At 64.1% G+C, this 14,763-nt stretch carries 12 protein-coding genes; 5 read left to right on the top strand and 7 right to left on the bottom strand.

Going from position 1 to position 14,763, the window contains the following annotated elements; all coding sequences use genetic code 11:
- The 5 genes from AACZ17_RS03050 to hrpA all read right to left on the bottom strand — a co-directional run bounded on the left by AACZ17_RS03050 (position 1) and on the right by hrpA (position 6,609).
- Positions 1–720 (bottom strand): VacJ family lipoprotein, encoded by a 720-nt coding sequence (locus AACZ17_RS03050; protein WP_290738911.1) that lies wholly within the window; start codon positions 718–720, stop codon positions 1–3.
- A gap of 76 nt (positions 721–796) precedes the next feature.
- On the bottom strand, positions 797–1,531 hold the full coding sequence (locus AACZ17_RS03045) for a putative DNA-binding domain-containing protein (RefSeq protein ID WP_290738909.1): 735 nt from the start codon (positions 1,529–1,531) through the stop codon (positions 797–799).
- Complete coding sequence (locus AACZ17_RS03040; RefSeq protein ID WP_290738907.1) at positions 1,524–2,378, bottom strand: DUF692 domain-containing protein; 855 nt, start codon at positions 2,376–2,378, stop codon at positions 1,524–1,526. Before AACZ17_RS03040 ends, AACZ17_RS03045 begins: the two co-directional genes overlap by 8 nt.
- Complete coding sequence (locus AACZ17_RS03035; RefSeq protein ID WP_290738904.1) at positions 2,378–2,719, bottom strand: hypothetical protein; 342 nt, start codon at positions 2,717–2,719, stop codon at positions 2,378–2,380. Before AACZ17_RS03035 ends, AACZ17_RS03040 begins: the two co-directional genes overlap by 1 nt.
- Positions 2,720–2,847: 128 nt before the next feature.
- The gene (gene hrpA / locus AACZ17_RS03030; RefSeq protein WP_290738901.1) at positions 2,848–6,609 is read right to left on the bottom strand and encodes an ATP-dependent RNA helicase HrpA; all 3,762 of its coding nucleotides are present in this window, start codon (positions 6,607–6,609) and stop codon (positions 2,848–2,850) included.
- A gap of 55 nt (positions 6,610–6,664) precedes the next feature.
- Between hrpA and AACZ17_RS03025 the strand changes: the two genes are divergently transcribed.
- Positions 6,665–7,168 (top strand): MaoC/PaaZ C-terminal domain-containing protein, encoded by a 504-nt coding sequence (locus AACZ17_RS03025; RefSeq protein WP_290738898.1) that lies wholly within the window; start codon positions 6,665–6,667, stop codon positions 7,166–7,168.
- A 3-nt stretch (positions 7,169–7,171) separates the two neighbouring features.
- On the opposite strand, the gene AACZ17_RS03020 is transcribed toward AACZ17_RS03025, so the two are convergent.
- Positions 7,172–7,672: a hypothetical protein gene (locus AACZ17_RS03020; protein ID WP_290738895.1), complete on the bottom strand. Its 501-nt coding sequence runs from the start codon at positions 7,670–7,672 to the stop codon at positions 7,172–7,174.
- Positions 7,673–7,836: 164 nt separating this feature from the next.
- Between AACZ17_RS03020 and AACZ17_RS03015 the strand changes: the two genes are divergently transcribed.
- From AACZ17_RS03015 to AACZ17_RS03000, 4 genes are read left to right on the top strand one after another with little or no spacing between them, the layout of a single operon-like run.
- Positions 7,837–8,595 carry an SDR family oxidoreductase gene (locus AACZ17_RS03015; RefSeq protein WP_290738892.1) on the top strand — a complete coding sequence of 253 codons (759 nt, stop codon included), beginning with the start codon at positions 7,837–7,839 and terminating at the stop codon, positions 8,593–8,595.
- A gap of 41 nt (positions 8,596–8,636) precedes the next feature.
- Complete coding sequence (gene mnmC, locus AACZ17_RS03010; protein ID WP_290738889.1) at positions 8,637–10,424, top strand: FAD-dependent 5-carboxymethylaminomethyl-2-thiouridine(34) oxidoreductase MnmC; 1,788 nt, start codon at positions 8,637–8,639, stop codon at positions 10,422–10,424.
- Positions 10,421–11,203: a glutaminyl-peptide cyclotransferase gene (locus AACZ17_RS03005; RefSeq protein ID WP_290738885.1), complete on the top strand. Its 783-nt coding sequence runs from the start codon at positions 10,421–10,423 to the stop codon at positions 11,201–11,203. The genes mnmC and AACZ17_RS03005 overlap by 4 nt, the downstream gene beginning before the upstream one ends.
- 34 nt (positions 11,204–11,237) lie before the next feature.
- Positions 11,238–14,192: an insulinase family protein gene (locus AACZ17_RS03000; RefSeq protein ID WP_290738883.1), complete on the top strand. Its 2,955-nt coding sequence runs from the start codon at positions 11,238–11,240 to the stop codon at positions 14,190–14,192.
- A 3-nt stretch (positions 14,193–14,195) separates the two neighbouring features.
- On the opposite strand, the gene AACZ17_RS02995 is transcribed toward AACZ17_RS03000, so the two are convergent.
- A complete protein-coding gene (locus tag AACZ17_RS02995) occupies positions 14,196–14,657 on the bottom strand; it encodes a Spy/CpxP family protein refolding chaperone (RefSeq protein ID WP_290738880.1) in 462 nt (153 codons plus the stop codon).
- Positions 14,658–14,763 lie beyond the last annotated feature (106 nt).

Here is a 14,763-nt window from a genome sequence, read left to right as displayed (position 1 = left end):
CTACAGTTCGTCCGGCCACTCCTCATCACCGAAGTCGGAGAAGGTGTCCTCCACCTCACCGTCGTTGATCAGGGCGCGCCGCTGCTGCAGGTATGCATCGCGGATAAAAATGTAGCGGTCACCGGAAATCAGGTCTTCCGCTTTCAACAGCTCGACCCGGGAGCTGACCAGTTCCAGGCCAATCAAGGAGTTTCGCAACCGCACATCGTCTATCGCCACTTCGACAGACGTGTAGGCGTCAAAGACGGTGCCCACGCCGCTGCGCATGGTACGTGGGCCAAAAAGCGGCACCATCAGATAGGGGCCTTCAGGAACCCCCCACACCGCCAGGGTCTGTCCGAAATCGGTCCTCAGGGGCTCGACACCCATGCGTGTCGCCACATCGAACAGGCCGAGTATGCCGATGGTGGAGTTGAGCAGGAAACGGCCACCGGCTTGGGCGGCGCCCCCGAACTTCCCCTGGAGGAGAGAGTTCAGGGTAGTGTTGACGTCACGCAGGTTGCGGAAGAAGTTATCGACACCCACTTCCAGGGGGTCCGGTGTAATCGCGTGATAGCCACGGGCCGCGGGCTTCAGCAGATACTGGTCCATGCGCTCGTTGAAGATGAAGATCGGCCGGTTGATGGCCTCCAGTGGATCCGGATTCACGGGCTCCGAGGCCATCACGGGAGCGGCGCTCAGCAGGCAAAGCAACAGCAATGTCGGACGCAGAATTCTCATGGGCGAGCCGCGGTCAGGTTCAGGCGCCGCATATTACGCCTGTGGCGGTAGCGGAGCAACCTGGGAAAAATACCTGTCAGCAGGTCACCAGAATGCCGCGCTCGACAAACTCTCGCAGCTGCGCCGCGCCAAATGAGTTGACCGTGTCGCCCGGCAGCGAGAGCTCTGCGGCAAGGTCCTGCAGCACCTTTGCACCCGAAACAGCCGCGCCATCGCGAACCCGTTCCAGCAGCCGTGCGGTCGCAGCATTCAACGACAGGAAACGCACGGCATCCAGGCGATCCCGGTAGACCACCAGATAGACGGGCGCTTCGGGCTCAGTAGGCCGAAAATCGACGCCAATGCGGTGCACCGGATAGCGGTAGGCCAGCGGCCACGCCAGGGGGGAGATCGCCAGTGCTGCCGTCATCGGGTCTCCCCCAGCGTCAGCGGGTACCTCCTCCTCCGCGACGCTGAGCGCCAGTTCCACCCACTCGTAATGGGCAAGTTCTGCAAGAAACGGCGGATCATCCGGGCCCGGGCTGTGGCGTTCGAACAGAAAGCGCAGGAACTCCTGGCTGATTTCGAGAAAATACGGCGTGTGGCAGCGGTGGCCATCGATGAATTGGCGCACGAGACGGTGCCATGCGGCGTCCTCATACAGTTGGCGCAGCACCGGAAAACCGCCACTGATAAATCCTTCAATATTGTTGTAGACCAGGGTCTCGTAAATTTTCAGGCGGCGCGCCTCAACCCCACGGGGCGGGGCATGCAGGGCCGGGTCGCGCAGGTAACGCGCCATCTCCAGCTGTTGAGTACGCAAGTCAGCCATGGGCACAGCCCTGCAATCCGACGCTGTCGGCCGCCTGCAGGCGGCGAATCTGCCCCACCTCGCGCAGTAACTCGACCAGCGGTGGCAGGTTGAAGTCGCGTTCCAGAAGCGTGGGCACGGGGCCCAGCAACCGGTAGGCCTCTGCCAGCAGTGACCAGACCGGCTCAATCACCGAAGTGCCGTGGGTATCCACCTTCAGGTCAGGTGCCTCATCGTAGTGACCGGCCACGTGTATATAGCGCACCCTGTCCAGCGGCAGGGCCTGCAGGAAAGCCGACGCCGTATAACCGTGGTTGATGCTGTTGACATAAACGTTGTTCACGTCCAGAAGAAGATCACAACCCGAGCGCCGCACGACCTCGGTAATAAACTCCAGCTCCGTCATCTCGGCATGGGGCTGCGCGTAATACGAAGCATTTTCCAGTGCAATCGGTGCACCGATAATGTCCTGCACGCGCTGCACACGTTCAACCACATGCGTAACCGCCTCCGCCGTGAAGGGCAGCGGCAGCAGGTCGTAGAGGTGGCCGTCCGCGGCGCAGTAGCTGAGGTGCTCGGTGTAGAGACTGGCGCCGGTGTCATCCATCAGGCCGCGCACCGCGCGAACCAGCGCGGTATCCAGCTCATCAGTACCGCCGATATCCAGGGACAGGCCATGCAGGACCAGCGGCCGCTGCGCTACCAGTTCGCGAAACTGCCGGCCCAGACGACCACCTACCCCGATCCAGTTCTCCGGGGCCACTTCAAAAAAATCGACCTCGGGGATCTCCCCAGAAAGCAACGGGCCCAGAAGGGCCCGCCGCAAACCCAGGCCCGCACCGGCGAGCCTGTCAGAGTGCGCGGGCATCAGCCGCCACACTTACCTTCGCCGCATTTACCCTCGGCATCTTTCTTGGCGTCTTTCTCGCCGCACTTGCCTTCACCGCACTTGCCTTCGGCGGCATCCTTTTCACCGCACTTGCCCTCGCCGCACTTGCCTTCAGAGGCATCCTTTTCACCACACTTGCCCTCGCCGCACTTGCCCTCGTGATCGCCGTCACCGTGGGAGTTGAAGTTGGCAAGGTTGTAGCCGGAGCCAAGTTCCTGCGCCGCAAAGGGATTTGCCCCCGCCGAAGCCACCGGTACGACCGAACTGGCCAGGAATGCAGCACCCAGTGCCAGCGCGAGGGGTTTTCTGGAGTCTTTCATGATGGTTGTCCTTTTGTTGTCATAAGGTCCGAACAGTCTACCGCAGACAGCGTGATTAGCATGTCTCAGTGTGTGACCCGATATTGTCCGGTAAGTTTCACCGATTTTTTTCCCTGCGCCACACGGGCTTATCGGGCTGTCGGCGCCGCATCGTCAGGGTGCCTCGCCAGCCATTCAACCACCGCCTGCCATTGCTGCTGAAGCCGCTTGTCGGAGACGGGGGTGCGAGTGCCCAGGCGCTGGGCGAACAGGGAAACGCGAAACTCCTCCAGCATCCAGCGGTAGGTGGCCGCTGCCGGACACAGCGCAAGCAGCCGTGGAGAGGCCTGCAGGGCCTCCTGCAGCGGCTGTGCAAATTTTTGCAAGCGCTCCCGGTGACTGTCATCCCGCGCCAGCTGGCCCTTCAGGTTCTCGGCGCGTTGCTGCAAGGCCTTCATATAGCGCGGGTACTGTGCCAGCCACTCGGCTGGCGTGTCGCGCTGAAATCCCACCTGCCACAGGGCTGCAAGCTGGGCCTCGATATCGGCCAGTGCGGCGACCCAGTCAGGCCCGCTGTAGCGCGCCAGCGTGGTCCGCGCCTCTGCCAGCGGACGCAGCGCGTTGATGAGTGTGGCCTCGAGGTGGTTGGCGCGCTCCACAACCTGGCCACTGCGCCCGGCGCACAGGGCGAACGACGCACTGTCCCGGGGCAAGCTGTCATCGAGCCCTGCTGCGTCCACCCAGGCGGCATCGATCATGTCCTCCACCAGGTCTTCGCGACGCTGGCCCGCCGCAGCCAGCAGCAGGCTCGTTTCGTTGCCCTGCAGCAGTTGCTTGCGCAAAAACTTGACCTGCTGACGATGCTGCAGGCGCAGTAGTCGCACCACGCCGAGACGGTGTTGCCCGTGCGCCTCGCCCGGGTAGTCGCACAGCGCTACCGCGACGCTGTCCCCCCTGTCGACCAGCGCGGGCCAGGAAACGATCTCGGTGCCCGCCTGCCGGAAACGCCATTGCTCTGGCAGGGCACTGTCTGGCCAGGCAGTGAGTCCCTCCTGGGCCGGGCTGTTTTCCGGCGCCGCCACGATCGTCTCTCGTACATCGTCGCGAAACATCGCCACCAGTGCGCCGAGATCGCGACCCTGCTGCAGCAGTCGTCCATCGGCGTCTACCACCCGAACATTCATGCGGTAGAACGGATCCAGCGCGTCCGGATTGAAATCCTCGGCGCGCAGTTTGACACCCGCGATCCGGCCCAGCGCTCTCGCCAGCGCGGCGCCCAGGGACTCATCATTCGGCTCCAGCTCTGCCAGCGCCTGATCCACTCTGTCCGGCACAGGCACCAGCTGCTTGCGCTTGTCCTTGGGCAAGGCCTTCACCAGGGCAATACATTTGTCCCGCAACAGGCCGGGTACCAGCCAGTCGAACCGAAACCGCGGCACACGATTCAGCAAGCCGACGGGCAAGGTCACCGAGACACCATCCGCTTCCTGTCCGGGCTCAAAGCGGTAGCTGAGGCGCAGCTCGAGGTCGCCCCAGACCAGCCGGTCCGGAAACTGCTGACCCAGAGCGGCACCGGGATCGCGCGCCAGCAACTGTTCCCGGGAGATGCGCAGCAGGCGATCAGCGTCGGGTTCCGCCGCCAACCAGGCTCGCAAACGCTCGGCAGTTGTGATATCCGACGGCAGACGCTCGTCATAGAAAGCAAACAGCACCTGCTCATCCGCGAGCAGGTCGCGCCGCCGCACCTTGGCCTCGAGGTCTTCGAGGTCGCGCGCGACGCGCAGGTTGTGCTTGAGGAACCCGGGATGTCGGGGAAAACGACCTGCGATCAGGCCTTCCCGTATCAGCAGTTCACGTGCTTCTGCGGGGTTGATCGGTCCATAGTGCACGGGGCGCCTGTCCGCCACGGTAAGGCCGTAGAGCGTAATCCGCTCCCAGGCCATGGCGCGCCCCTGCCGCGCCTCCCAGCGAGGTTCGTAGTAGTGGTGTTTCAGCAGCTCCGGATTTGTCGACAACACCCAGGCGGGATCGATCGCCGCCACCGTGCGGGCAAACACCCGCGAGGTCTCCACAACCTCTGCGGCAACAACCCATTTCGGGCGTTGCCGCCCCAGGCTTGAACCCGGAAATATCTGCAATTTCCGATTGCGGCTACCCAGGTAATCGCGGTTCTCCTGATGCTGGGCAATGTTGGACAGTAAACCCGCCAGCAGCGCGCGGTGGATCGGCTCGAAGGTCTCCCCCGCAGCGTCTGACACTTCGCCACCCAGCCGCAGCCCCAGCTGCCGGCAGGCGATTCGCAACTGGGCGTGCATATCACGCCACTCACGCATCCGCAGGAAAGAGAGGTACTCCCGCTGGCAGAGCTTGCGCAGCTGACTCTGGGTCAGGGCTTGCCGCTGTTCTTCGTAGTATCGCCAGAGGGCCAGCCAGGCCATGAAGTCGGAGCGTTCATGGCGAAAACGCGCGTGCATCTGATCGGCCTGGGACTGCTTGTCCGCAGGGCGTTCACGCGGATCCTGGATAGCCAATGCTGCGGCAATCACCAGCACCTCCTCCAGGCAGGACAGTGCCTGGGCGGCCAGCACCATGCGACCCAGCCGCGGGTCAATCGGCAGTTTCGCCAGCTGCCGTCCCAGCGCCGTCAGCTTGCCCCGGCCGTTAACGGCACCCAACTCCTGCAGCAACCTATAGCCGTCACGCACCATGCGTGGGTCGGGAGGGTTGATAAAGGGGAAGCGCTGAACCTCGCCGAGACCCAGCTGCAGCATTTGCAGAATGACCGCCGCAAGATTAGTGCGCAGAATCTCGGGATCGGTGAACTCCGGCCTGGAAAGAAAATCCGCCTCGCTGTAGAGGCGTATGCATACGCCAGCGGCAACGCGTCCGCAGCGCCCCTGCCGCTGGTTGGCGCTGGCCTGGGATACCGGTTCTATGGGCAATCGCTGCACCTTGGTACGAAAGCTGTAGCGACTGATGCGCGCGTCACCGGGGTCGATAACGTAGCGTATACCGGGCACCGTCAGAGAGGTTTCAGCGACGTTAGTGGCCAGTACAACGCGCATCATGCGGCGTCGCGAGAGATCGAATACGCGGCTCTGTTCCGCGTTCGAGAGGCGCGCGTACAACGGCAGCACCTCAATACGCTCCAACTCCCTGAGGGCGCGCGCCAGTTCGCGGATCTCGCGCTCCCCGGGAAGAAATACCAGCACATCGCCGCGCTCTCCGAATTGCCCGCGCTCAATGTCGGCCACCAGTGCCGCCACTTGCTCCTGCAGACCCAGGTCCCGGTCCTCTGCCGGGTCCAGGTAGACGGTTTCCACCGGATAACCGCGACCGGAAACCTCGATCACCGGAGCATCGTCGAAGTGTCGTGAAAAGGTCTCGACATCGATCGTGGCGGAGGTAATGACCAACTTCAGGTCCGGCCGGCGCGGCAAGAGCTGCTTGAGATAGCCGAGCAGGAAGTCGATATTCAGGCTGCGCTCATGCGCCTCGTCGATAATCAGGGTGTCGTACTGCCGCAGCAGTCGGTCGTGACGAATTTCCGCGAGCAGAATGCCATCGGTCATCAGCTTGATCGCCGATGCCTCGGAGACCTGGTCGGTGAAGCGCACCTGATAACCGACAGTGGCGCCCAGCGGTACAGCCAGTTCATCAGAGATACGTTGGGCAACAGTGCGCGCCGCGAGCCGGCGCGGCTGCGTATGGCCAATCCGGGCGACGCGCCCCCGGCCCAGCTCCAGACAGATTTTGGGGATCTGGGTCGTCTTGCCGGAGCCGGTTTCGCCGGCGATGATCACCACCGGATGGTTGCTGATGGCTCTCGCGATCTGCTCCCGAGCCGCCACGACCGGCAGGTCCGGTGGGTAGGAAATCGGCGGAATGATGCGGTCGGCCGCATCCGGCATAACACTCTCCTGCTCGCTGCCTGCGATTGTGTCGGGGCGGCTACACTACGGTATCATGGCACGCTCAACAATCCCGCAGGATGCCGGCATGCCGCAGATACACAACCACACTTTCGATGAGCTGAGCCTCGGGCAACAGGCACAGCGCAGCCACACCGTCACCCTGCAGGATCTGCGCCGCTTTGCCGCCGCATCCGGTGACTACAATCCCCTGCACCTGGATCCGGATTATGCCGCCACCACCCCCTTTGGCGGCTGCATCGCACACGGCATGTTCAGCGGCGGGCTCATTTCAGCGGCCCTCGCCATGCAGTTGCCGGGGCCCGGTACAATCTATCTGGGGCAGTCGCTGAGCTTTCGCCAGCCGGTGCATGTCGGTGACACGCTGACCGTCGAGCTGACAGTGAGTGCACTGGAGCCGCGTCGGCGCCGCGTGACGCTGGACTGCACGGTGGTGAACCAAGAGGGCCGCAAGGTGGTGACGGGGACTGCCGAGGTCATCGCACCGGTCGAACGGCAAAGCGTGACCGTCGAACACGATGCCATTCCGGCTGAGTGAGCCTCAGGCGCCGCTGGCGTTGGCCGGCGATGCCTGGGCAAACTGCGCTGGATCAAGGTATTGCAGGCGCAGCTCGATGGAGCCGCGTGCTGCGTTGGAGTCAGCCCCGAGCACCATCACGTTGACCTCGCCTTCTTCTTCGGTGGCCGCACTGAGCCCGAACACGACATTGTCAGGATTGTTCTGCTCGGAGAACACCTTGATGTCCTTGCCCGCGCGCAGCGCATCGCTCAACTGGGCCACCAGCATGGCCAGGCTGGAGCGAAAAGCACCGAAATTCAGCTTGCCGCGATACTCGCTGTGGTCCAGCGCAACATCAAAGCGTACCTGTGTCTTGTCCTCCATCACCACGTTCGTCAGGTGCACGGCCCGCCCCGTCGCCAGATCGCGAAATACGTTTTTCGCCTCGGTGCGGCGGTTCTCCAGAAATGCCTTGTACAGCAGGTTGACTGCAATCGTCAGGAACTGATCCCGCGGGATCGATTTTGTTGGATTCTGAGCCATGACCTACCCTCTCGCGCCAGCGCGCAAGTCTACTGCCTGGCTGCCGCAAACGCCAGCCACCTGCCCTCTCCGGGCGGTGATTTCCACCGCGTCATGGGTTCCCGACGGTCGCCAGTCTGGTACGCTTGCAGCGCCAGGATCACGCAACGAACGAGAGGCCGGGAATGGGCAATAACCGTGTGCAGTACGATTACCAGGGCGCCCGGGTGCTGGTCACCGGAGGAACCAGCGGCATTGGTGCGGGCATCGCAGCGGCCTACCGCGCGGCGGGCGCTACTGTCACTGTTACCGGCACCCGCAACAGCGCTGCGGACTATGACCACGACCTCTCCGGTTACCGCTACCTGACGCTGGATGTAGAGGACCCTGCACAGGTTGATGCCGTGGCATCGGCACAGGGCGAGCTGGACATCCTGGTCAACAACGCCGGCATCGCACTACCCAGCCTCGGGCTCGATGAATGGGACCCGGACACCTTCGACAGGGCGGTTACCATCCACCTCACCTCAGGCTTCCGGCTGGCCCGGCGCTGCCGTGATGCCCTGGCGCGCAGCACGCTGCACGGAGGGGCCTCCATCGTGGGGATCGGTTCCATGAGTTCCTACTTCGGCATCGGCATCGTACCGGGTTACGGGGCCGGCAAAACCGGCCTGCTCGGGCTCATCCGCAGCATGGCCGTGGAATGGGGCCGACTGGGTATACGCAGCAATGCGGTCGCTGTTGGCCTGTGTGCCAGCCGCATGACCGCGGCTACGGTGGCTAACCCGGAGTGGTCCGCACCCACACTCGCCCGCACGCCATTGGGTCGCCTTGGCCAGCCCGACGACGTCGCTGGCGCCGTACTGTTCCTGACCAGCGCCCAGGCGAGCTGGATCACCGGCCAGACACTGCCCATAGACGGCGGCTACACGGTCTCCGGGTAGCTTTCCCGCCGTGCCCAGACTGCACTGCTCCCGGCCTGTCCATGCGACGTGACAATCAGCATTGGGCCGCGCTGTCTGCGCCCCCCGGCCGGCGCGAGCGCTGTGACGCACAGGGCCTGGCAGAATACCGGCGTACCTTCCTTGCAGACAACCGTCTGTCCGAACACTGGACACGACACAACAGGACCGTATTCACCATCGCCGAGATCGGGTTTGGCTGCGGTCGCAACTTTCTGCTCACCTGGGACCTGTGGCGGCAGCGCCGCAATCCGGATGAGGGCGCCCGGCGACTGCACTACATCGCCATCGAGGCCAATCCACCGCAGCGCGCGGAGCTGTCAGCCATGGCCGCTCACGATACGGAACTGGCACCGCTTGTGGCCGCTCTCTGCGCCCAGTATCCGCAGCCGTTACCGGGTGTTCACCGGGCCGTATTCGATGCCGGCAAGGTTATCCTCGACCTCTGGTGGGGCCCGGCAGAGGATGTCCTGGCAGATCTGCGGCAGGCCGCGGTGTCCCTCGTTGACCACTGGATTGCTGACGGAGGCCGCGGCACCCTCACTGCTCCCGCCCGCTTGCCGCCACGCTGGGATCAGCCCTGGCACAGCAGCGCACCTCCGGCATCCGTGCTGGTACTCGGTGCCGGACTGGCCGGCTGTCATACCGCCGCTGCACTGGCACGGCGCGGCGTGACTGTCACTGTTCTGGAGAGCGGTGAACCCGCACAGCGGGCTTCTGGCAACGCCCAGGGTGTGTTGTACACACGGCTTTCGCACCGTCACTCTGCGCTCACCGACTTCGCGCTCGCCAGCTTCGACTTCGCGGTGCGCCAATACCGCGACGATTTCGCCGCAGGACGACTGCGAGAGGGTCTCGACGGCGCCCTCTGCGGCAGTTTTCACCAGGTCCAGGACAGGCGTGAACTGGATCGCATGCGCCTGCTGCTCACGACGGTCCCCGAGCTCGCACAGGTGGTGGACGCAGCGCAGGCCTCTCGGCTCATCGGCCTCGAGCAGCACAGCGCAGGGTACTGGTACCCGCAATCGGGCTGGCTGTCGCCTCCCGCCGTCTGCGCTGCGCTACTGCGGCAGGACAACGTAACACTGCAGGCCGGCTGCGGCCCTCTGCGACTGATGCGCAGCGGTCAGCATTGGCAGGCGGTAAATGGCGACGGACAGGTGATCGCGGAGGCACCTGCGGCGGTGATCGCGGCCGGCACGGCCTGCAACACCTTCACCGGCCTGGCGTGGCTGCCACTGCGCGCCATACGGGGCCAGACCACGCAACTACCCGGTCTGAATGCCCTGGCTCCGCTGCGCGCTGCACTCTGCCATCGCGGGTACATTGCACCCGCGCGCGCCGGGGAACACTGCATTGGCGCCACCTTCGGGCCCGGCGACTGTGACCCGGCGCTGCGCCCCGAGGACCAGGCTTACAACCTGGCACAGCTCACGGCTGCCCTTCCCACACTTGCAAAGGCTCTCGATGCGCTGGAGGATACGCCACTGGCGGGTCGCACGGAGTGGCGTTGTGCCAGTCCGGACTACCTGCCACTGGTGGGCCCGGTGCCGGAGCGAGAGACGTTCATCCAACGCTTCGCAGCCCTGCGAGACAACGCGAGGCAGCCTGTTGCCGCACAGGGGGTCTACCACGAGGGGCTATACCTGAACACCGGCCACGGCTCTCGCGGACTCACCTCGACGCCGCTGGCCGCAGAACTGCTGGCCAGCCAGTTGTGCGGTGAGTCACTGCCGGTGGAGCCGGAAACGCTGCGCGCACTGGCGCCGGCGCGCTTCCTGCTGAGGGATCTGGGGAGAAACCGAATTTGAATATCTGCTACCGATTGTGCGTCTGCCTGCTGGCGCTGCTCGCGACTACGGCCTCCGCCGCAGAGCACTTCAGCTTCCGGGTGCTGGAGAAGAAACCGCAGTCGCGCAGCCATTTCGTGCAGGGTCTGCAGATAATCGACGGCATGCTCTATGTCGGAACCGGCGGCTATGGGCAGTCCCGTTTGCTGCAATACCGTCTCGACGACGGTGAGCTCCTGGCCGAGCGGCGCCTGCATCCGCGGCTGTTTGGCGAAGGGGTTACCGTGCTCGGAGACCGCGTCTACCAGCTGACCTGGCAGGCTCGCAAGCTACTCGTCTACAACCGCGACGATCTCAGCCCGCTTGCGGCGCTCTCCATTCCGGGCCAGGGCTGGGGCCTGACCCACGATGGCTCGGAGCTGATCTACAGCGATGGCAGCCACCGCCTGTACTTTCTCGACCCCGATACCGCGCAGCGCCAACGCAGTATCACGGTCATGGAGAGCGGCATGCCGGTGGCGCGGCTCAACGAACTCGAGTGGATTGACGGGAGGATCTGGGCCAACGTCTGGCAGGAAGACCGCATCATTGTCATCGACCCGGCAAGCGGTGAGGTCACGGCAACTGTCGACCTCCGCGGCCTGTTACCGCTGCCGGAGCGCCAGCCGGGGACCGACGTGCTGAATGGCATCGCCTACAACCCCGAGGACGGAGGTATCTGGGTGACCGGCAAGAACTGGCCCTGGATGTACCGCATCGAACTCAGACCGCTGACGGCAGCCGCAGCCGATTCACGTTAGAATACGCCGTCGCACTTTCTGAGACAGGATCCGTATGAACCAGATTACCCCCGGCGCTGCCGTCAGCCACGCCGCCTTCCGGCTACTGCGCAGCCACGAGATTGAATCGCTACAGCTGCGCGTGGAGCAGTATGAGCACAGCGCTACCGGCGCCATGCATTACCATCTGGCTGCGAACAACAGCGAAAACGTGTTTCTGGTGGCTCTGCGCACCGTACCCACCGACTCGACCGGTGTGGCGCACATACTGGAGCATACCGCCCTCTGCGGCAGCGAGCGCTACCCGGTGCGCGACCCCTTCTTCATGATGCTGCGTCGATCGCTGAACACGTTCATGAATGCCTTTACCAGCAGTGACTGGACCGCCTACCCGTTTGCGAGCCAGAACCGCAAGGACTTCGCCAACCTGCTGGATGTCTATCTGGATGCCGTGTTCTTTTCACGTCTTGATCCACTGGACTTCGCCCAGGAGGGTCACCGGGTTGATTTTGCGGAGCCGGGAAATCCGGATAGCGACCTGGTCTTCAAGGGGGTCGTGTTCAACGAGATGAAGGGGGCCATGAGCTCGGTGTCGAGTACGCTCTGGCAAACCCTGTGCGAACACCTGTTCCCGACCGTCACCTACCACTACAACAGCGGCGGCGATCCGGAACACATTCCCGACCTCAGTTATGAACAGCTGAAATCTTTCTATCGCAGCCACTACCACCCCAGCAACGCCATCTTCATGACCTTCGGCGACATCCCCGCACACGAACACCAGGCGGTATTCGAAGCCCGTGCGCTGCAACGTTTCCAGCGTCTTGAAGAGCGGATAGCCGTGCCGCGAGAGCAACGGCTCAGCGCACCGCTACGGGTGGAGAGATCCTACGCACTGGACGACTCTGGCGACACCGCGGCCAAGACACACATCGTGATTGGCTGGCTGCTCGGCGAAAGCACCGACCTGGAGCAGCAACTGGAAGCACAGCTGTTGTCCAGTGTACTGCTGGACAACAGCGCATCGCCGCTGATGCATGCACTGGAAACAACAGAGCTGGGGCAGGCGCCCTCGCCCCTCTGTGGCCTCGAGGACTCCCAGCGGGAAATGGTCTTCAGCTGCGGCATCGAAGGGAGCGAGGCATCATCTCGGGACGCACTGGAAGCGCTGGTGCTCGAGGTGATTGCGCGCGTGGCCCGTGACGGTGTGCCGCAGGCACAGCTGGAGGCAGTGCTGCACCAGCTGGAATTGCACCAACGCGAAATTACCGGCGGCGGCTACCCCTACGGGTTGCAGCTGATCCTGCAGGCGCTCGGCCCCGCCACACACTACGCGGACCCGGTCGCCGTGCTGGATCTGGACCCGGTTCTGGACGCGCTGCGCCGCAAGGTCAGCGATCCCGCCTATATCCGTCAGCTGGCACAGCGACTCCTGCTCGACAACCCGCACCGCGTCACCCTGGTCATGACACCGGATACGCAGCTGTCGCAGCGGCGCCTGGAAGCCGAAACCCGGCGCCTTGCAGAGCTCAAGGCCGGTATGGATGCCTCCGCAAAGCAGGCGGTGATCGAGCTGGCTCAAAAGCTGGAACAGCGCCAGCAGCGCAAGGACGATCCCGGTGTGCTCCCCTGCGTGACCCTGGCCGATGTTCCCGAGCGCATACCAGAGCTCAACTATACCGAATACGCGCGGGGCCCCCTGCGACTGACACGTTACACCCAGGGCACGAATGGACTGGTATACCAGCATGTGGTGGCGCCCCTGCCCGCTTTGTCGGAGGACGATCTCGCGCTGCTGCCGCTGTATACCCGTGCGCTGACCGAGATCGGGCTCGGTGATGAGGACTACCTGCAGGTTCAGCAGCGCCAGGCCGCGACCGTGGGCAGCATCAGTGCCAGCACCTCCCTTCGCAGCGAACTGCACGACGTCCAGCGCCTGCACGGCTACTTTTCGCTGTCTTCACGGGCCCTGGCACGCAACAGCCGCGCCCAGGCCAGTCTGATGCGCGACACACTGGAGCAGGTGCGCTTCGATGAGGATGCACGTATCCGCGAGCTGGTCAGCCAGTCTCGAGCGCGACGCGAACAGTCCGTCACAGGGAACGGGCACGGACTTGCGATGGCCGCCGCCTGCGCCGGCATGAGCGGCCTGGCGAGTATCAATAACCGGCTGGGCGGCCTGGAGGGGATACGGCGCCTGAAGGCACTCGACGACAGTTTACAGCAGGCCGACGCGCGGGACGCGCTGCGCGACGCATTGACCCGCGTGCACACGCAGGTCATCGCCATGCCACGGGAGTTGCTGGCGATCGCCGATGAACATGCCGCCGAGGCGGTGTGTCATGAAGCTTTGGCCCTGTGGGGCGACGCCGTGGGGGGCAGCCAGGACCGGGCGACGCTCAGCGCCGCACCGGTACTCGAAGCAAGACGGGAGTTCTGGGTCGCCAACACGCAGGTGAATTTCTGCGCACGCGCCTATCCGACGGTGCCCATCGGGCACCCCGATGCACCGGCGCTCACCGTGCTTGGTGGCTTCCTGCGCAACGGCTTTCTGCATCGGGCGATCCGCGAGCAGGGCGGCGCCTACGGCGGTGGCGCGGGGCAGGACTCGGGGATTGCAGCGTTCCGCTTCTACTCCTACCGCGACCCGAGGCTTGTGGAGACGCTCGATGATTTCGACGAGTCGGTGCGCTGGATGTTGGAGAGCCAACACGATCCGCGTGGGCTGGAGGAGGCCATCCTCGGCGTGATAGGCAGCCTCGACAAGCCGGCGTCGCCCGCCGGAGAGGCTCGCCAGCACTTCTACAACCGCCTCTTCGGGCGCAGTCATGCTCAACGGGAAGCATTCCGGCGCGCCATTCTGGAGATCACCCTGGACGACCTCCGGCGCGTGGCCGGCTGCTACCTGACCCCCGAACGCGCGAGTACCGCGGTGGTGAGCAACCGGAAACAACAGGAAAAGCTCGGCTCGGCGCTGGCCGAGCTCGAGCTGCGGGTCGAGGTGCTGTAAACCTCAATCCTGGCGCGGGCCCTTCATCTTGCCGGGTTCTCGCCCCTTGCCGCGCTGGCTTTCCATGGCGTCCAGCTTCGCGCGCTGCTCCTCACTGAGCAGTGCGCGTACCGCCGCACGTGTTTCAGTCCGCCGGTAGGCGTTGCGCGCAGTAATAGCGCCGAGCTCCTCGGTCAGCGATTCGCTGGCAGCGGCGTCGAAACTTGCCCCCTGCGACTGCAGCTCGCGCCGGATTTCCTGCATGCGGGCACGGTCCGCTGCCCCTTCCGCCGCAGCGGCCTGCAGCAACTCGCCAATTTCGACCCGCTGTGTGTCGCTGAGGTCAACGTGTTGTGCCATGCGTTCAAGCATACGCTCGGGGTTGCCGCCCTGCGGCGCGGCAAAAGCGGGCGTCAGGGCCATGGTGGTGAGAAGCGCCAGAGCGCCCGCCGTGCGACGAAGTATTACCTGTGTGCGTGAGTTCATAACCTTTCTCCTGTGGATGAAACGCAGGACCATAGTAGAACCGGATCGCGTTAAGCAGTGCGGCGGTTGCGTAAAGAATGGTAAAGAATACCTGACGCTCCGCTGC

It is taken from the genome of uncultured Haliea sp. (genome assembly GCF_963973825.1).
Lineage (GTDB): Bacteria > Pseudomonadota > Gammaproteobacteria > Pseudomonadales > Halieaceae > Haliea.
The sequence above is the reverse complement of the archived record's forward strand: the minus strand, read 5'-3'. Positions and strand labels throughout refer to the sequence as shown.